General features: G+C 33.8%; 15 protein-coding genes and 1 pseudogene. 8 read left to right on the top strand and 8 right to left on the bottom strand.

Going from position 1 to position 19,024, the window contains the following annotated elements:
• A pseudogene (locus P8V03_RS10495) lies at positions 1-150 on the top strand (NADP-specific glutamate dehydrogenase); the annotation flags it as partial.
• A 118-nt stretch (positions 151-268) separates the two neighbouring features.
• On the opposite strand, the gene truA reads toward P8V03_RS10495, so the two are convergent.
• On the bottom strand, positions 269-1,006 hold the full coding sequence (gene truA, locus P8V03_RS10490; protein ID WP_261670307.1) for a tRNA pseudouridine(38-40) synthase TruA: 738 nt from the start codon (positions 1,004-1,006) through the stop codon (positions 269-271).
• 283 nt (positions 1,007-1,289) lie between these two features.
• Here truA and mreB point away from each other — a divergent pair, with 283 nt between their 5' ends.
• Positions 1,290-2,321 (top strand): rod shape-determining protein, encoded by a 1,032-nt coding sequence (gene mreB / locus P8V03_RS10485; RefSeq protein ID WP_261670308.1) that lies wholly within the window; start codon positions 1,290-1,292, stop codon positions 2,319-2,321.
• A 148-nt stretch (positions 2,322-2,469) separates the two neighbouring features.
• On the opposite strand, the gene P8V03_RS10480 is transcribed toward mreB, so the two are convergent.
• Positions 2,470-3,843, bottom strand: coding sequence for an aldehyde dehydrogenase (locus P8V03_RS10480; RefSeq protein ID WP_318798115.1), 1,374 nt, complete (start codon positions 3,841-3,843; stop codon positions 2,470-2,472).
• 292 nt (positions 3,844-4,135) lie between these two features.
• On the opposite strand from P8V03_RS10480, the gene P8V03_RS10475 reads away from it, so the two are divergent.
• Together P8V03_RS10475 and P8V03_RS10470 are read left to right on the top strand one after the other, a co-directional pair.
• Complete coding sequence (locus P8V03_RS10475) at positions 4,136-5,332, top strand: glycine C-acetyltransferase (protein ID WP_318798113.1); 1,197 nt, start codon at positions 4,136-4,138, stop codon at positions 5,330-5,332.
• Positions 5,333-5,369: 37 nt separating this feature from the next.
• Complete coding sequence (locus P8V03_RS10470) at positions 5,370-6,326, top strand: L-threonine 3-dehydrogenase (RefSeq protein WP_261670311.1); 957 nt, start codon at positions 5,370-5,372, stop codon at positions 6,324-6,326.
• Between the two features lie 80 nt (positions 6,327-6,406).
• Here P8V03_RS10470 and P8V03_RS10465 read toward each other — a convergent pair whose 3' ends face one another.
• The 4 genes from P8V03_RS10465 to P8V03_RS10450 form a co-directional block, all read right to left on the bottom strand.
• On the bottom strand, positions 6,407-6,775 hold the full coding sequence (locus tag P8V03_RS10465; RefSeq protein ID WP_318798112.1) for a NifB/NifX family molybdenum-iron cluster-binding protein: 369 nt from the start codon (positions 6,773-6,775) through the stop codon (positions 6,407-6,409).
• A gap of 14 nt (positions 6,776-6,789) precedes the next feature.
• Positions 6,790-7,155, bottom strand: coding sequence for an ArsR/SmtB family transcription factor (locus tag P8V03_RS10460; protein WP_318798111.1), 366 nt, complete (start codon positions 7,153-7,155; stop codon positions 6,790-6,792).
• A gap of 119 nt (positions 7,156-7,274) precedes the next feature.
• Complete coding sequence (gene aat / locus P8V03_RS10455) at positions 7,275-7,916, bottom strand: leucyl/phenylalanyl-tRNA--protein transferase (protein ID WP_261670315.1); 642 nt, start codon at positions 7,914-7,916, stop codon at positions 7,275-7,277.
• 64 nt (positions 7,917-7,980) lie between these two features.
• Entirely contained in the window at positions 7,981-9,087 is a 1,107-nt protein-coding gene (locus P8V03_RS10450) for a glycoside hydrolase family 113 (RefSeq protein WP_261670316.1), read from the bottom strand.
• Between the two features lie 180 nt (positions 9,088-9,267).
• Here P8V03_RS10450 and P8V03_RS10445 point away from each other — a divergent pair, with 180 nt between their 5' ends.
• The gene (locus P8V03_RS10445) at positions 9,268-10,854 is read left to right on the top strand and encodes a cell wall-binding repeat-containing protein (protein ID WP_318798110.1); all 1,587 of its coding nucleotides are present in this window, start codon (positions 9,268-9,270) and stop codon (positions 10,852-10,854) included.
• Between the two features lie 461 nt (positions 10,855-11,315).
• Positions 11,316-11,993 carry a uracil-DNA glycosylase gene (locus P8V03_RS10440; RefSeq protein WP_261670318.1) on the top strand — a complete coding sequence of 226 codons (678 nt, stop codon included), beginning with the start codon at positions 11,316-11,318 and terminating at the stop codon, positions 11,991-11,993.
• 52 nt (positions 11,994-12,045) lie between these two features.
• Here the strand turns inward: P8V03_RS10440 and tkt are convergent, their stop codons facing one another.
• On the bottom strand, positions 12,046-14,028 hold the full coding sequence (gene tkt / locus P8V03_RS10435) for a transketolase (protein WP_261670319.1): 1,983 nt from the start codon (positions 14,026-14,028) through the stop codon (positions 12,046-12,048).
• A gap of 375 nt (positions 14,029-14,403) precedes the next feature.
• Here tkt and P8V03_RS10430 point away from each other — a divergent pair, with 375 nt between their 5' ends.
• A complete protein-coding gene (locus P8V03_RS10430) occupies positions 14,404-15,708 on the top strand; it encodes an aminotransferase class V-fold PLP-dependent enzyme (RefSeq protein ID WP_318798109.1) in 1,305 nt (434 codons plus the stop codon).
• Between the two features lie 157 nt (positions 15,709-15,865).
• Here the strand turns inward: P8V03_RS10430 and P8V03_RS10425 are convergent, their stop codons facing one another.
• Complete coding sequence (locus P8V03_RS10425) at positions 15,866-17,581, bottom strand: methyl-accepting chemotaxis protein (protein ID WP_318798108.1); 1,716 nt, start codon at positions 17,579-17,581, stop codon at positions 15,866-15,868.
• Positions 17,582-17,815: 234 nt separating this feature from the next.
• Between P8V03_RS10425 and P8V03_RS10420 the strand changes: the two genes are divergently transcribed.
• Positions 17,816-18,934: a DUF5667 domain-containing protein gene (locus P8V03_RS10420; RefSeq protein WP_318798107.1), complete on the top strand. Its 1,119-nt coding sequence runs from the start codon at positions 17,816-17,818 to the stop codon at positions 18,932-18,934.
• The last annotated feature ends 90 nt before the right edge of the window (positions 18,935-19,024 follow it).

The raw sequence follows: 19,024 nt of genomic DNA, 5'->3' as shown, positions 1-19,024 counted from the left end.
GCTAAGTTACACCAAATAATGGTTAATATCTACAACAACTGTAAGTCAGCTTCAGAAGACTATGGCTTTGGATACAACTTAGTTGCTGGTGCTAACATCGCTGGTTTCGTAAAAGTTGCTGAAGCTATGCACCAACAAGGAAACTACTAAAATATACTTTACTCATATTAAAAACCTCTGTGATTTTCACAGAGGTTTTTCCAATTGTTCATATCTTTTGTTACTTTATCAAAAATAAAATAAAACTTTCTAATCAAAAAAGTACTTATTAGTATTGAATGCTTTTTAGACAGAGCCCTTTTGCTTGAGCTATTGGCCCAGCCTCTGATCTTTTCTTCTCCTTTAATATTCTCTCAACATCTGCTGGCTTAAGATTGCCTTTTCCCACTTCTAAAAGAGTTCCTGTAATTATTCTTACCATATTTAATAAGAAACTATTTCCATTTACCTCTAATTCTATCATTCCATCCTTTTCTGTTATATCTATATAATTGATAGTCCTAATAGTAGATTTAGTATTAGGCTTTAAGCTAGTAAAGCTCTGAAAATCATGAGTTCCAACTAAAAGTTCTGCTGCATTTCGCATTTGTTCTAAGTCAAGCTCTTCATCAGTATGGTATACATATTTTCTATTGAACACATTTCTAAATTTATTATTATTTATTCTATATATGTAAGTCTTAGATTTAACATTATATCTTGCATGAAACCTTTCTGTTGTATCTTTCATAGACTTTACTACTATATCTTCAGGTAAAAATTCATACAAATAATCTAGCATAAATTCTGTAGTAAATGTACCTTCAGTATGAAAGTTAGCTATATAATTTTCTGCATGTACTCCGGAATCTGTTCTCCCGCAGCCTATTACCTGAATATCTTCCCCTGTCATTTTAGACAACACACTTTCTATTTTTTCCTGTATTGTTGGAATGCCATCCTTTTGTTTTTGCCATCCCTTATATCTAGTTCCATCATATTCTATTGATATTTTTAAGTTTCTCATTCAGTAGCACCTTCCTTATCATATCTATTACACATCTTTATAACTCTTAACATTATAGCACATATTGTAGAAAAAGGTGTCTTAAATAATGGATATATATTGGCTATTACAAATATTATACAATTTCAGCACTACTTTAATCTTTTTTAGCTATACCCCCTAAAATCGCAGCTTCTTTTCGTATAAATATATATAGCATATTATAATCATAATACTATTTGTCGAATTATACTGGACAACTTAGCTATAAAAATCTTTTTTAGATCTGAAGGGAGAAACCTTAATGAATTTTTTTTTAAACTCTAAAGACATAGGAATCGATTTAGGAACATCAAATACTTTATTATATATAAAAGGAAAAGGCATTTCATTATTAGAACCTTCTGTAGTAGCAGTAAATGCAAAAAACAATCAAATTTTAGCTGTTGGATCTGATGCTAAGAAAATGATAGGTAGAACACCTGGTAATATTGTTACTATAAGTCCATTAAAGGATGGTGTTATTGCCAATTTAGATATAACCCAACAAATGTTAAAAAAGTTTATTGGTAAAGTTTTTAGTAAAGGCAGCTTTAAAAGTTCTAATATTATAATCTGTCATCCTACAGGCATTACCGAAGTGGAAAAAAGAGTGCTTAACGATGCAACAAGTTACGCTGGAAAAGGTAAGGTCATACTAATCGAGCAGCCTGTAGCAGCTGCAATAGGTGCTGGTCTTCCTGTAAGCGAACCTATTGGTAGTATGATAGTGGATATAGGAGGCGGTACTACGGAAGTTTCCGTTATTTCTCTTGGCGGCATTGTAACCAGTCAAAGTTTAAGAGTTGCTGGAGATGAATTAGATGATGCAATTATAAATTATGTAAAAAAGCAATTTAACTTGTTTATAGGACAGATAACTGCAGAAAAGATAAAAATTGAACTTGGATCTGTATTTGCTGAGGAAAAGGATGAGTTAAAAGAAATGCAAATAAGTGGACGAGACTTAATATCTGGACTTCCAAGAGCTGTTACTATTACTAATAAAGAGATACGAGAAATATTACAGGAGCCAGTGTCTTTTGTCATTGATGCAATTAAATCTACTATTGAGCAAACAGCACCTGAATTAGCAGCAGACATAATGGATAACGGCATAATGCTTTCTGGCGGAGGAGCACTACTAAAGGGTTTAGATAAACTTATACATAGTGAATTACATATACCTGTTCACATTGCAGAACATCCTATTGAGTCTGTAGTTATTGGTGCCGGAAAATGCCTAGACACAATGAATAAAATTAAAGAGACAAAGACACCACTAAACTTATTATAGTCGTTGAAAACTCATTTTAAATAAGATGTAGAGGAAGAATAAATGCTTTTTATATTTATTCTTCCTCTACAATAAGTACATCGTTAAATCTCACCATTTATATTATTAGTAAATATCCTTCAAATAATATATACTCTCCTGTTCCCTTTTATTTCATTATCTTTCTAAGTAAAGCTACCTTTCCTCTATTATAAGGCGGAAAGATAAACTTAAAATTAATTTTTGTGCTTTTCTTTAAAACGCTCTTAATGTGGGAAAAGGTTTCAAAACTCTTTCTACCATGATAAGATCCTAAGCCTGCTGTACCAACTCCTCCAAAGGGTAGAAATGGACTAGCTAAGTGGGTCATTGTATCGTTAACACAGCCTCCACCATAAGATATACCTTGAATAGTCTTTTCCTCAATCTTCTTATCCTCTGTAAATACATAAAGCGCTAGAGGCTTTGGTCTACTGTTTATTTTTATAATGACATCATCTAGATTCTCATAGGTTAAAACAGGAAGTATTGGTCCAAATATCTCTTCTTCCATAACCTTATCTTCCCATTTAACATTATCCATAATTGTAGGATGGATATATAAATCTTCTATATCGTAATCTCCTCCAAAAACAGTTTTATTTTTATCAATTAATCCAATTAGTCTGCTCATCTGCTTCTCATTTACGATTCTTCCATAATCCCTGCTAGTTTTAGGGTTGTTGCCATAAAAGACTTTTATCTTTTTAATCATTTTAGATATCAGCTCTTCCCTAACCTCTCTGTGAACAAGTATATAATCTGGTGCCACACAGGTTTGACCAACATTCATAAATTTTCCCCAAACTATTCTTTGCGCTGCAATTTCTATATTAGCATCCTTATGTACAATAGTTGGACTTTTCCCTCCTAACTCAAGGGTCACCGGAACAAGATTTTTAGCAGCTGCTTCCATAACTATCTTTCCTACATTAATACTGCCAGTAAAAAATATATAGTCAAAGGGAGAATTAATCAAAGCTGCAGTAGTTTCCTTACCTCCTTCTATTACTTTTATATATCTTTCATCAAAATTTTCTCTTATTAGTTTAACTACTACCTTTGAAACATTTGTTGTGAATTCAGAGGGTTTTATTACTACACAATTCCCTGCAGATATGGCCCCTATAAGGGGCTCAATCACTAGTTGAAAGGGATAATTGAAAGGTCCCACTATTAATACGGATCCATAAGGTTCTGAGTATATGTAACTTTTCGAGCCAAAGTGAACCCTTGGTGTTCTCACAGTTTTTACTCTTGCCCATTTCCCTAAGTTTTTAATAAAATGCCCTATACTATCATATAAATATCCTATTTCTGTAGCATAGGCTTCAAATTCTGGCTTATGTAAGTCCTTATATAGTGCATCAATTATTAACTTCTCATTTTCACTTATTCCCTTTTTAAGCTTTTTTAATTGATTTATTCTAAAATAGATATCTTTTGTTTTTCCTTCATAGAAATACTTTTTTTGTTCCTCTAAAGTATTTAATACTTCTTCCATATCCAACTTTTATTCCTCCTATCTTATCTTATATTATACTACTACAATAATTTTTATTATAATTTCTGGTTGTACTTAATAGATTAATATAAGAGTATCTTCATTATTTATTATCAAAATAAAATCCAATTATTTTCCAATCCCTTTAGAAGGAGAATAATTATAAAATCACGAATGATTAATAAAAAAATAGGAATTCTATTTAGTGATAGAATTAATTAAAACAAAATATAATTAGACAGAAATAAAAAGTAAATATAAGATTAATTTAAAATTTCAAGGAGGCAAAGCTATGGGAAGTAAAGCACTAGAAAGATTTCTAACAGAAAACTTAAACGACTTAAAAAGTAAGGGTCTTTATAACGAAATAAATACAGTAATAGGTGCCAATGGGCCAATTATTGAAGTTAACGGTAAAAGGTTAATAAACCTTTCATCAAACAACTATTTAGGCTTGGCTAATAACGAAAGAATGATAGAAGCCAGTATTAAGGCTACAGAAAAGTATGGAGTTGGTGCTGGTGCTGTAAGAACAATAAATGGAACTTTAGATATTCATGATCAATTAGAAGAAACTCTAGCAAAATTCAAACACACAGAAGCAGTTATAACCTTCCAATCAGGATTTAACTGCAATATGGGGGCTATTTCCGCTGTAATGAATAAAAATGATGCAATACTATCAGATTCATTAAACCATGCATCAATCATAGATGGCTGCCGTCTATCAGGATCTAAAGTTATCAGATTTGAACACGCTGATATGGATGAACTAAGAAAAAAAGCTAAAGAAGCTAGAGATTCAGGACAATATGAAAAAATAATGGTTATAACCGATGGAGTTTTCTCAATGGATGGAGATATAGCACCACTGCCTGAAATGGTAAAAATAGCAGATGAATTTGATTTAATAACTTACGTTGACGATGCCCATGCTTCTGGCGTACTTGGTGAAAATGGTTCCGGTTCTGCAACTCACCATAATCTAGTTGGTAAAATAGATTTCCAAATAGGAACACTATCAAAAGCTATTGGAGTAGTTGGTGGATATGTAGCAGGAACTAGAGATTTAATTGACTGGTTAAAAGTTAGAGCAAGACCATTCTTATTCTCCACTTCTATGACTCCTGGTGCAGCAGCAGCATGTATAGAAGCAATTAATATACTAAGCGAAAGCACAGAGCTTGTAGATAGATTATGGGAAAATGGAAGATATCTAAAGAAAGGCCTTCAAGAGTTAGGCTTTGATATCGGTCATAGCGAAACTCCAATTACCCCTTGCATTATTGGAGATGCTGATAAGGCTCAAGAATTTAGTAGAGAATTATTTAATGAAGGTGTTTATGCTAAATCAATAGTCTTTCCAACAGTACCATTAGGAACAGCAAGAGTAAGAAACATGCCAACAGCTGCACACACTAAGCAAATGTTAGACGATAGTTTAGAAATATACGCTAAGGTTGGAAAAAAACTAGGCATAATAAAATAAATAAGGCTTTAATATTTTAATTTAAGGAGGAAACAACATGAAAAAAATATTAGTAACAGGATCTCTAGGACAAATTGGATCAGAATTAGTTATGCATATGAGAAATATTTATGGAAATGACAATGTTATTGCAACGGATATAAGAAGAATAGAAGGTATGCCAGCAGTTGAATCTGGTCCTTTTGAAATAGTTGATGTTTTGGACTCAAAAGCTATGGCAGAAGTAGCAAAGAAACATAATGCTGATACCATAATACATCTTGCAGCCTTATTGTCAGCAGTTGCTGAAGCAAAACCAGTATTAGCTTGGGAAATTAACATGGGAGGACTATTTAATGCCCTAGAAGTAGCAAGAGAACTAAACTGCTCCTTCTTTACTCCAAGTTCAATTGGTGCCTTCGGACCTTCAACACCAAAGGTTAAAACTCCACAGGATACAATTCAACGTCCTCAAACTATGTATGGAGTTACTAAAGTGTCTGGTGAGCTTCTTTGCGACTATTACTTTAAGAGATTTGGAGTTGATACTAGAGGAGTACGTTTCCCAGGACTTATATCCTATGAAACATTACCTGGTGGCGGAACAACTGACTATGCAGTTGATATTTATTATGAAGCATTGAAAAATGGTAAATATACTTCCTTTATTGATAAAGGAACCTTCATGGATATGATGTATATGCCAGATGCCCTAAATGCTATAGTTACTCTTATGGAAGCAGATCCTAAGAAACTTATTCACAGAAACGCTTTCAACATTACAGCTATGAGCATTGAGCCAGAAATGGTAGCAGCTGAAATTAAGAAGCATATACCAAGCTTTGAAATTAATTATGATGTTGATCCAGTAAGACAAGGAATTGCTAACTCATGGCCAGATTCTATAGATGACAGTGCAGCAAGAGAAGAATGGGGCTTTAATGCAAAATATGACTTAGCACTAATGTCAAAAGATATGTTAGAAAAATTAAGAGTAAAATTAAATATTAAATAATTTAAACTAAGAAGCCTGCGGTTTATACCGCAGGTTTTATTATTTTATTTCTATGCTGTCTAAGTTTAACCTACTTAACTTTAATGCTCACAATCATGATGATTGCAAGTATTGTTAATAGAAAACTCCATTAGTTCACTTTTCTTTAGCAGTTCAATATTTTTTAATACCGTTTCATTAACAGCTCTATATACTTTTATTCCTCTTGCAGTTAATTTATTTATAGCCCCTGCACCAATACCACCAACTAAAATAGCGTCAACCTCTTCTCCTGAAAGTGCTTTCATTGGCTGGCACATTCCATGTTGATGATTTAAATCCCCGTTTTGAATTGCCTTTAATTCTTCTTTCTCTGAATCATAAATTAAGAATAATGGTGCTGTACCAAAATGATTGAACGGAACACTGTCTAACCCCTTATTTTCTTTTACTGGAACACATACTTTCATTTTTATTCCCCTTTCTAAACTTTATTTTTCTCACAACATTTATATTTATTTGCTTTGCAAGCTGCCTTACAATCCATAGGTATATCTACTGTAAATTTACAGTTACCTAAAATTTCATCACCCTTTAGCTCATTAATAAAATCCGTTAGAAGCAGTAATGCTGTCTGCTGTAAATTATAATAGACATAATACCCAACCTTTTCTCCTATAATAATTTCCGCTTCCCTAAGTATCTTTAAGTGCTGGGATACTGCCGCTTCTGAAATGTTCAAATGTCTAGAAATACCTTTTGCACAAATTTTTCTCCTTGAAAGTATAATTAATATTTTTAATCTAGTTTCATCTCCTAATGCTTTAAATATCTGTACTATATCATTCATAGATTTCTCCTATAATTTTAATTAAGCATTTCCTTAATTAAATAATACCTCACTTAACTAAGTCTGTCAACTAAATCCATTTATTCCTTATTAAAATATATAAAGGCCAATGCTCACTATTAAGCATTGGCCTTTATAATATTCAAGAATTCTTCTCTAGAGATATTTATTGCACCTAGACTTTCAAGATGTTTAGTATAAACTTGACAATCTACCAATGCAAAATTTTCTGCTTCTAATCTCTTGCAAAGAGTTATGAAGGCTGTTTTAGAAGCATTGTCCATAGTTGAAAACATTGATTCACCAAAAAAGCACTTTCCAATAACTATACCGTATAAGCCCCCTACTAATTTATCTTCATACCAGGCTTCTACAGAATGAGCAATTCCCAATTCATGAAGCTTGCAATAAGCTTCTATCATATCCTCAGTAATCCATGTACCACTTTCTTTTCTTACATTTCCACAGTTAGATATTACTTCCCTAAAGGAGGTATCAAAGGTAACTGTATACCTATTTTTCTTAAGCAGCTTTTTCATAGAATGGGAAACCTTTATATCCTTTGGATAGATAACAAACCTAGGATCTGGAGACCACCAAAGTATGGGATCTCCTTCTGAAAACCAAGGAAATATGCCATTTTTATAGGCAAGCAGTAGTCTCTCAGGAGATAAATCCCCTCCTACTGCTAAAAGTCCATCTTCCTCTGCAAGGGAGGGATGGGGAAATATTAAATCCTCTGGCAATCTAAATATAGTCATAATTAATTCCTCCAAATTTTCTATATACCTATCAATATTCCCTAAAATATATGTAAATAAAGCTTTATTCCTTTGGCTTATACCAGTTTCTAATAACTGCAGTACTCTCTTCACTTGGATAATATCTCTTATCACTACTTGTTTCACCTATAGCAAATATGGAAAAACCTAAAAACCACTGTTCCTTTTCAAAGTTTCTTCTATATGCCTCAAAACAATTTGCCTGCTCAATATTATTTACAACATCATTCTGATATGGATTCCAAGGATGTACAGAGGCACTGTTGGTTTTTGGAAAACCTAGTTCACCAAAGAAAATAGGTTTGCCCCATTTATCATGAAAGTTTTTTATTTCCTGCTTTATATTCTGTTTCCTATCGTATATTTCCGAACTTCCTATGGAGCTAGCCAAAGCTTCTATAGTATTTGTATCTCTGTCTGTAAGCTCAAAATATGCTGCAATAGAAATAAAATCTAGCTTTGAAAATAATTTATTATTCAACTTTTTTTCATAATCTACAATGGTTTCTGGTTTCCAATGGGCTGTATACCACCATCCAGTTCTGTAGGTTACCAGCCCTTTATAATATTGTCTCACGTAATCTATAGTGTCACACCAATAGCCTTCTGCATATTCCATATGTACAAAACTAGAACCTATATTTAAAGCATCTACATGATAAGGAACTGCTACCTCATCGATGAGTACCTTTAACACCTTTGTTTTCCAATTCCAAAAGAAAGCATCTATATTGTCCGGCTTCCAGGCAGTTTCATACTTACTACCATTATCTATCCATGGGTAGGGTTCTAATATTATGTTTATATGTTTACCCCTTAATTTTTTCATCAGGCTTTTTGCCCTCTTTATACTGCCTTCATCTACTGTCATATCACTAGAAGACAGGTTGTCTATATTTATCACTATAGGGATATTTAAAGTGTTTAGCTTAAACTTATCTATATCCCTTAGAACCTGTTCTATATTATAATCTGTAGATAGATTTCCAGATTTAATTTTCACTTCAAATTTTTCGTCTAGTGTTTTTCCCTGAAGTTTATTTATTTTTTTATTTATGAAGCCCCTAGCTTCTGGGTTAGTTTTTATGAAATAGCCTAAAGCTATTATAATAACCAATATAAAAAATAGTGCTATTTTTTTCTTACTCATCTCTTTCTCCCGTTCTGCTATATTGAATTTTAAATTCCCTCTAAAATATTATAACTGTTTTAATAAAACAAATCTATGTATATGCAAAATAAGCTTTTCTTGCCATCTGTGGAAAACCTTATATAACCTTGATATAATAAGGAGAGCCCCTATATTATTAAAATGAGGTGTATATGTATTATGAAAAAACTAAAGCTAAACTTATTTTTAATTTTTACTATACTTTTAATATCATTATATAATTTTAAGGTTCAGGCTTCTCCTAATATTACAAGGATCTCTGGAGATAGCAGATATAAGACCTCTATAGAAATAAGTAAATATGGCTGGAATAAATCAGATTATGTAGTCTTGGCTTCCGGTGAGAATTTTGCTGATGGCCTATGTGCTACTCCCCTGGCTAAAAAGTATGATGCTCCTATTCTTTTGACAGAAGGAAGGGATTTGTCTCAGGATATTTCTGAGGAGCTATCAAGATTGAATGCCAAGAACATATTAGTTATAGGCGGAACCGCTGTAATATCAGACTCAGTAAAAGAAGCTTTAGAAAAGCTAGGCTATAGTTGCAGAAGAATATCTGGACAAGATAGATATGAAACCAGTGTTAAAATCGCAGAGGAATTAGATACTCCTAAGGAACTAGTAGTTGTTAATGGAGATAACTACCCTGATGGATTATCCATATCTCCTGTAGCTGCTATGAAGGGAATTCCTATTCTATTAGTTAATTCCAATATTATACATAATTCAGTGTTAAACTATATCAAGGATAAAAAAATAAACACCACTTATGTTATTGGAGGTCCAAACTCCATAAATCTATCTGTACTAAGTGCTTTTAGTAATGCTACTAGGATATATGGAGATGATAGGTATTCTACAAATATGAAGGTATTTCAACAATTTTTTGACGCAACCTCATTAAATTCCTCCTATATTGCCAGCGAAGAAGGCTTTCCTGATGCTTTAGCCTGTTCTGCTTTATCCGCTAAAAACTTAAAACCCTTACTTCTTATGGACAAGTCTGGTACCACTGAATCCTATAAATACATATACTCTAACAAGGACAGCATAGAAAATATGATAGTTGTTGGTGGCGGCGGTTCTATAAGACCAAGGGTGGTAAATAATTTAATGGGTGTTCCAAATAAACTTATAGATAACTTAAATTCTGTAGGAAACTCCTCGCAGGTTATAATTGTAGAGTCACCTTCCACAGGAACTTTCCAGGTTACTGCTTCAGCCTATGAGCTTATTGATGGAAAATGGTCAGAGTATATATCTCCCTTCAGTGCTGTTATAGGTATGAATGGATTTTCCACTAATAGACATGAAGGCGATAAGACAACTCCTGTTGGTGCCTATCATTTTCCCTTCTTATTTGGTTGGAATGGAAATCCTGGGTTTAAGTATCCCTTTAGAGCAGCAGGTCCTTATGATTACTGGGTAAGTAATACTACCTGGGATGAGTATAATGTTTGGATGACTTATAAGGGTGATCCTAAAAAAAGATTTGCAGACTATGAGCTTTTATCTTCTCAACCATTATATAAATATGCTGCAGCAACAGATTTTAACTATAACTCAGATAAAATATACGGCAAAGGCAGCGGCATATTCCTACATATAGCCCCTTACTCCGGCGGAGGAACCTTAGGTTGTGTAGGAATGCCTGAAGACAAGCTTTTAAAAATACTGCTGTGGATGGATCCATCAAAAAATCCAGTAATAATTATGGGTCCTACCGCTGAATTAAATAGCATGTAATACTTAATCAAAAAAATATCAATTTGCTTTAAATATACTATTGTGTTAGACCCCTAAATATGCTATTATAATTACATCAAGAAACAACAATTTTCTTGGTAAAGCATTCTGAAATATGCGTTACGCTCTTGTTTTGAACCTACATTTAAGCTACGGGAGTCCGATAAGTTAGATATGGAAATGTACTTTCTTATGAGTCCTTTTTACGGCATTGAAGGCGATTGAAACATCTATGCTGACACCCACCTATCGGGAGATAGGTATCAAAATTAGAGTACCGGTATTTTGGACATTTAATTAGAATTTAAAGCCAACGCTTATTTTAAGTGTTGGCTTTTAGCTTTTCTATAACACATAGAAAAAATTATTTTGACGGAGTTTGTAATAGAGCCTATACTTCTATTTTTCTAGTTTATCTGATATTATTAGACTATCTTAATAAATTTAGGCAGGGTGATAACATGGCTGTTAACATTAAAAATGACTGGATGGACTTATTGAAAAATGAGTTCGAAAAGGATTATTACAATCAATTAAGAAAATTCCTAATAAAAGAATATAATTCTACCATTATATATCCAGATAAATATGATATATTTAACGCCTTAAACTTTACAGCATATAAGGATGTAAAAGTGGTTATATTAGGTCAGGACCCTTACCATGGTCCTAATCAAGCTCATGGTCTTAGCTTTTCAGTAAAACCAGGGGTAGCTATTCCTCCTTCGCTGGTTAATATATACAAGGAATTGCAGGATGATCTTGGCTGCTATATACCTAACAATGGCTACTTAAAAAAGTGGGCTGATCAAGGAGTACTTTTGCTTAACACCTCATTAACAGTAAGGGGTGGGCAAGCGAATTCTCACAGGGATAAAGGTTGGGAGATACTTACTGATAGAATAATATCTATACTTAATGAAAGAAAAAAACCTATTGTTTTTATTCTATGGGGCAGTAATGCTATTTCTAAGAAAAAACTTATAACAAATAATGATCATTATATAATTACTTCTCCTCATCCAAGTCCTCTTTCAGCTTACAGAGGTTTTTTCAATAGTAAGCCTTTTTCAAAGACCAATAACTTTTTAATGTCTATAGGTGAAAAAGCTATTGATTGGCAAATTGAAAGTATTTAAGAACAGCTATTAGCTGCAGTCTAACTATGCAGTTAATAGCTGTTTTTGTTCCCTATTTCAATATATTTAACGCTTTCTCTACTACATTCTCTACAGTAAATCCAAATTCTTTAAATAATATTTCTCCTGGGGCAGAAGCTCCAAAGGTATCTATGGAAATTATATCTCCATCAAAACCTACATACTTGTGCCAACCAAAGGAACTAGCTGCCTCTACTGCCAGTCTTTTTCTTATATTAGAAGGTAGTATACTCTCCTTATACTCTTTACTTTGTTTTTCAAATATCTCCCAAGAAGGCATACTTACAACTCTTGCATCTATTCCCTTTTCCTTTAAAAGCTTTGAGGCTTCATATATCAATTCTACCTCTGAGCCACTAGCCATAAGTATAATGTCTGGCTGGGACTTTTCGCTGTTCTTTAAAATATATGCACCCTTTAAAGCTTCCTTTGAACTTTCCTTATATAGAGGTAAATCTTGTCTTGAAAGCACTAATGCTGTTGGTCCATCTTTTCTCTCTAAAGCATAAATCCATCCTGCAGCAGTTTCCTTTGAATCAGCTGGTCTAAATACTGTAAAGTTCGGAATACTTCTAAGAGAAGCTAAATGCTCTATTGGCTCATGGGTAGGACCATCCTCTCCAACTCCAATGCTATCATGGGTGAGAACATATACTACTGGCAGCTTCATAAGGGCAGATAACCTCATAGCTCCTTTCATATAATCACTGAATACAAAGAAGGTTGCCACAAAGTTTCTAAGACCGCCATGAACTGCAATACCATTGGCAATGGCAGCCATAGCATGCTCTCTTACTCCATAGTGAAGATTTGCTCCACTTCTATCCTCTGCTGAAAAATCCCCTTTATCCTTCATATAGGTTTTATTTGAAGGAGCTAAATCTGCAGAACCTCCAATTAGATTTGGAACTAATTTGGCTAATTTATTTATTATCGCTCCAGAAGATGCTCTTGTAGCCATCTTCTTATCGAAATTCCAAAGCTCTTCATTGTTTAGTAAATCCACAGGAAGTTCCTTGCTGTGCCAAGGGTCCCATTCCTCTGCAAGCTCTGGATACTTGTTTTTGTAGTCTTCAAAGAGCTTATTCCAGTTCTCCTCCTCCTTCTTCCCTTTAGTCTTAAGGGTTTCCATATGATCTCTAACTTCCTTAGGCACATGAAAATCTTCACTATAAGTCCATTTTAAGAACTCCTTTGTCTTGTGAATATTCTCTATTCCCAAGGGTTCACCATGAACAGAAGCTGTTCCCTGCTTAGGTGATCCATATCCTATTTGAGTTTTTACTATTATTAAACTTGGTCTTTTTTTATCTTCCTTTGCAGTACCTATTGCTTTGGTAATTTGTTCAATATCATTGCCATCTTCAACAGTTAATACCTGCCAGCCGTAAGCTTCATAGCGTTTTGCTACATCTTCTTTAAAGGCAATATCCGTGTTTCCCTCTATAGATATATTATTAGAGTCATATAAAAGTATAAGTTTACCTAATTCTAAAGTACCTGCTAGGGATGCTGCCTCTGCAGATACTCCTTCCATCATACAGCCATCTCCAGTTATAGCATAGGTATAATGATTTATTACCTCATAGCCTGGTTTGTTAAACTTATTAGCTAAGTATGCCTCTGCCATTGCCATGCCTACTGCATTGGCTACACCCTGGCCTAAAGGTCCTGTGGTAGTTTCAACCCCTACAGTATGACCATACTCAGGATGTCCTGGTGTCTTACTTCCAAGTTGTCTAAAGTTTTTAACATCCTCTACAGTAAGTCCGTATCCAAAAAGATGAAGTAGAGAATATAACAGTATAGAACCATGTCCAGCAGACAGCACAAATCTGTCTCTATTTATCCACTCTGGGTTTTCTGGATTATGATTCATTTGCTTTGCCCATAGAGCATAGGCCATTGGAGCTGCACCTAGCGGCAGACCTGGATGCCCTGACTTTGCTTTTTCAACACCTTCAGCAGATAGTAGTCTTATAGTATTTACTGTTAACTCTTGAATATTTTCCATTTTATAAGTTCTCCTCTCTTAATTACATGAAGCTAGTATAATATATAGTATGACTCTAAGTTTATATAATATTAGTCCTAAACGCTAAGTGCAGTAAAAGTACCCTATAATGCTTATGAAGTGGAAACTTGAATCAGATGGAGTTTCAACTCCATCTGATTCTTAGTTGAACGAATCCAGGGACGTAGTCGCTCTTTACTCCCTCCTAGAGAAAAGTAGAGAACCAAAATCTTTGATTTTGTGTGAATCACTTTCACACCGTGCGAGGAAGTATTAGAGCGGGTAGTCATCGGATAAATTACTACAAAATAGGGAGCCTAAGGTTGTCACTCCCTTTGCAACTTTGCATATTATTATCATAAGGAGTGATTTACTATGAGTCATAATAAAACAAAATTAGATTATAGATCCATGGTAGTGGGTGTAGATGAAAAGGTTCCTATCAGAGGTAGAAAAGTAACAGCGGCCATAAATTTTGATAATGCGGCTACTACTCCTCCACTTAAGTATGTCCTAGAGGAAATAGGAAGCTTTTCAAAATACTATTCCTCAATTCACAGAGGAACGGGATTTAAATCAGTATTTTCCTCTAAACTATACGAGGATTCTAGAAAAACAATATGCAAATTTGTTCACTGTAATCCTGATAAAAACACAGTGATTTATGTAAAAAATGCTACAGAAGCTATAAATAAGCTATCCTACGCTTTTTCCAACTTAGAAAAAGATTGTATAGTTTTATCTACACGAATGGAGCACCACTCTAATGACTTGCCTTGGAGAAATAAGTTTAAAGTTGATTATATTGATGTAGATGAAACCGGAAGACTTCTAGTAGAAGATTTAAAAAGCAAGTTGAAAAAATACGGCGGAAAAGTTAAATTAGTATGTGTTACTGGTGCCTCAAATGTTACTGGGTACAAAAATCCCATATATAAGATAGCTAGCATCTGTCACAGATATGGTGCAAAGATACTAGTTGATGGTGCTCAGCTGGTTCCTCACTATCCTATCTACATGGAATCCTCAAAGAAAGACGAGGAGATAGATTTTCTTGTTTTTTCAGCCCATAAAATGTATGCTCCCTTTGGTATAGGGGTACTTATAGGCCCTAAAGAATTTTTTATGCAGGCTGAACCTGACTATGTTGGTGGTGGAACCATAGATATTGTAACAGATGACTCTGTAACCTGGGCTAAGCCTCCTGATAAAAACGAAGCTGGTACCCCTAATGTTATGGGGGTTATAGCCTTAACTGCCTCAATTCATACCTTGATGAAATTAGGCATGAAAAATATAGACAAATATGAAATGGATATCTATAATTATGCTCTAAGTGAGCTAAAGAAAATACCCGGTGTTACAATATATTGCGATACAGACAGCCCTAGGGATAAGGTTGCAATTTTACCTTTTAATATAGATGGTGTTTATCACGAAGAAACAGCAAAGTTACTATCACAAATGTCCGGAATTGCAGTGAGAAGTGGTTGTTTTTGTGCACATCCCTATGTAAGACGGCTTTTAAAAATTCCAATTGAAGAAATGAGATTTTATCAGGACAACAAAAGCGCTAAACGTCCTGGGATAGTTAGACTTAGCTTTAGTTTTTATAACACTTACTCTGAAGTGGATGTACTAGTAAAAACTATAAAAAAAATTATTAAAAATAAGTCTTAAGGATGATTATTCATGGATTAAGACAATTAAAATTCCTATTGCATAAGGCCTAAGTTATCTAATAACATTTACAATATTATATTTTATAAAACTTTAAGCCAATGCTTCTAAATATTAAGCACTGGCTTTTATTTTTTAAAACTATAAGATAGATCTTTTATAAATTAAACTCTTCAACAAGCTTTTCTAATTCTTTGGCGCTTTCTGCATTGTTATTCGCTTCCCTTATTACAAGTCCATTTTTACTGTTAACTTCAGCAGTACTAGAAGCAATATCTTCTGAAGTCTTTGCCACCTCTGACACGGAAAGGGCAACTTCCTCCATGCTTTTTGATATCTGATCTACAGAAGTAGAAATACTCTTAGAAACCTCTGCAAATTTCTCTACTATATTTTTTATAGTATGTCCATCCTTTTTATATTCACTACTTATTAAAATTAATTTGTCATAATCCTTAAGGACATCCTTCTCTACAAACATTAAAATATTCTGAGAGGAGTTTGTCAGTTTATCAACTGCCTTTAAGACTGTATCCACTTTACTTTGTATTTGTGCAACTGCTTTTGATGACTCTTCTGCAAGCTTTCTCACTTCTTCTGCAACAACAGCAAAGCCTTTTCCCTGCTCTCCTGCTCTAGCCGCTTCTATAGCTGCATTTAGTGCAAGAAGATTAGTTTGATTTGATATTGCATCTATGCTTTTTGCCATTTCTAATATCTCATTTACAACCTTTGCTTCTTCCAGCGCCTTCTCTAGACTTACCCTTGTTTGGCTATACATCTTTTCCGCACTTTCCCTTGATTGAATAGATTCATTATTCATAGAAGTGGCTTTTTCTTGTATATTTAAAGCAAGATCTAAGCCCTCCTGTGCTTGTTTGGCAGTTGTATTTACCTCTTCCTTTACTGTTAAGGACATTGAAGCAACTTCTTCAACTGCAGCAGAACATTCTTCCATTCCAGCTGAAATTTCTTCCGTAGAGGCAGATATTTGTTCAACTTCAGCGCCTATCTCTGCAAACATCTGGTTTGCAGATTCGCTGCTTTCCAGAATGGCAACACTCTTATTTTTAATTTCGCTCATACTTTCATTAAGCTTTTCAACGGCATTATTTAGAGATGTAATGATTTGTCCTATTTCATCCTTAGAAACTACCTTCATCTTAAAATTAAGATTTCCTTTTGCTAGCTCCAAAGCACCCTTTACCACTTCCTGAAGTTGACTTATGATACTTTTTCTTATGATATAGGCAGAAAGAACTCCAACTATAACACTTGTTGTTAAAAATATAACCATCAATTTTGTAGAAAGGGAAGCAGTTTGTCTAATAGTATCTCCTTTAGACTTAGACGTTTCTTCTTGTAAGGTTATTATAGTTTCTATATTTTGCATCAAATTATTTTGTGGCTCTTCTATTGTAGTCATGACACTTTGAAGTTCTGCATTGGTGAGTCCAGTTTTCATACCAGCCTCTATAGCTTTATCAAAGGCAGAAAAAGTAATTTCGTCGTTAGCTAGTAGCTCTTTGTATACTTCTTTACCTTTTTCAGTGTAAATTAGCGCTCCTAGCTGCTTTTCCTTATCTCTGTAAAGTTCTTCATTTTCCTCTATTATTTTTTTCTGTTCTTCCATGTATTTCCTTTCATTGCTAATGGCTATATTTCTTACACTAATAGCAATTTTATTAATATGACCTCTCATCCCATAGGCTAAGGATATTTTTTTGTTGTCCGTAGAAATTAAATCTTCTACTACTTTATTTGTTTGATTTAAGCGAATTATTCCTAGCGAAGATACTGCCATTACCATAATAATCATTAATGAAAATCCAATAAGCAGCTTGTTAGACAATTTAATCTTGTTAAAATTCATAAGACCCCTCCCAATGCATAATACTACTGTATGTGTAAAAAAACGACAGCATATATCATTTATCGCTACTATTTACAAAATCTTTACTTAAATTTCTAAATTTTTGTGCAAAAATTAATCCTAAATTTCTATAGTATTTTTTAAGAAATATTTATGCACCCCCTTAAAAAGTAAAATACTTCCCGTATATATCTGTGAAAAGAATATGATAAGGAAATTTAAGGAGGAACAATCATGAAAAAAATTGCATTATTTGTTACAGCTTTAGCTGTATCTTTAAGTTTAGGAGGAAGAGCCTTTGCAGATACAACTGCTGAATCACTTGCAGACAAGGCTGGCATAACACCAGATAATACTATATTGTATCCTGTAGATCAAGCTTTAGATAACTTAAAGATTGACATGGCTTCCGGTGAAGAGAAAGAAGCTGAGGCTTTAGTTGAAGTAGCAGAAGAGAGACTTGGAGAAAGTGAAGTAATGGTCACTGAAAATAACGGTGAGCTTTCTACAGAAGCTTTAAATGAGTACAATGAAAAAATGACAGAAGCTCAAGATAAAGTAGATAGTGCTATAGAAAAAGCAACTGATGGTACTACAGACAGTGCTATAAAATTGGAGGATTTAGAAAAACTAGAAACAACAATAGCTGATAAACAAACAAAATCTATAGAAGTTCTAAAAGGCATAGAAAGCAAAGTTTCTGGAAACGCTAAAGAAACTTTAGCTCTAGTTATAGAAATGCAAACAAGAAAGAAAGAAGCAGTAGCGGCAGTTGCTCAAGAAAGACAAGCACTAATTCAAAATAAGAAGGCAGTAAAGACTGCTGAAAAGAATCTAGAGCAAGCTAAAAAAGCTGGCGACGAGCAGGCAGTAAAAACTGCTGAAGAAAACTTAAAACAAGCTCAACAAGCACTAGCTACTCAAACTGAAAAATTCAACCAAGTAGTTGCTACAAAGAAAGAAGCTATGAAAGGAGGAGTAGGTCAGTTAAAGAAACAAGCAAACAAAGAGAAAAAAGAAGAAGCTAAGGATGGCACTGCATCTCAAGAGGGCACTACCACTGAAAATAAGGATACATCAACTGTAACTGCTCCAGCAGAAAACAACGAGACTACAACAAAAACAGATAGTACTGAGACAACTACAACTACTGAAGCTACTGTTAACAACGATAGTACAGTTACAAATACTACTAAAGTTGATGTAACAGAGAAGGTAAATAAAGGTCAAGAGGTAAAAACTAATAAAGAAAATAACTCATCAAAGGAAAATAATGCTAAAGAAAATAAAGGTCAGCAAATAAAATCTGATAAGGAAAATAATTCATCAAAGGAAAATAAGTCTAATCACTAAAAGGGCTTAAACTAAAAGCCAGTGCTTGCATTGCTTAGCACTGGCTTTTAAGCTTTTCTAAACAAATAGTTTTCCTAAGGGTTAACTACA

It is taken from the genome of Clostridium tanneri, assembly GCF_033659955.1.
Classification (GTDB): Bacteria; Bacillota; Clostridia; order Clostridiales; family Clostridiaceae; genus Clostridium_AM; species Clostridium_AM tanneri.
This window is presented reverse-complemented; position numbering and strand designations above follow the sequence as displayed.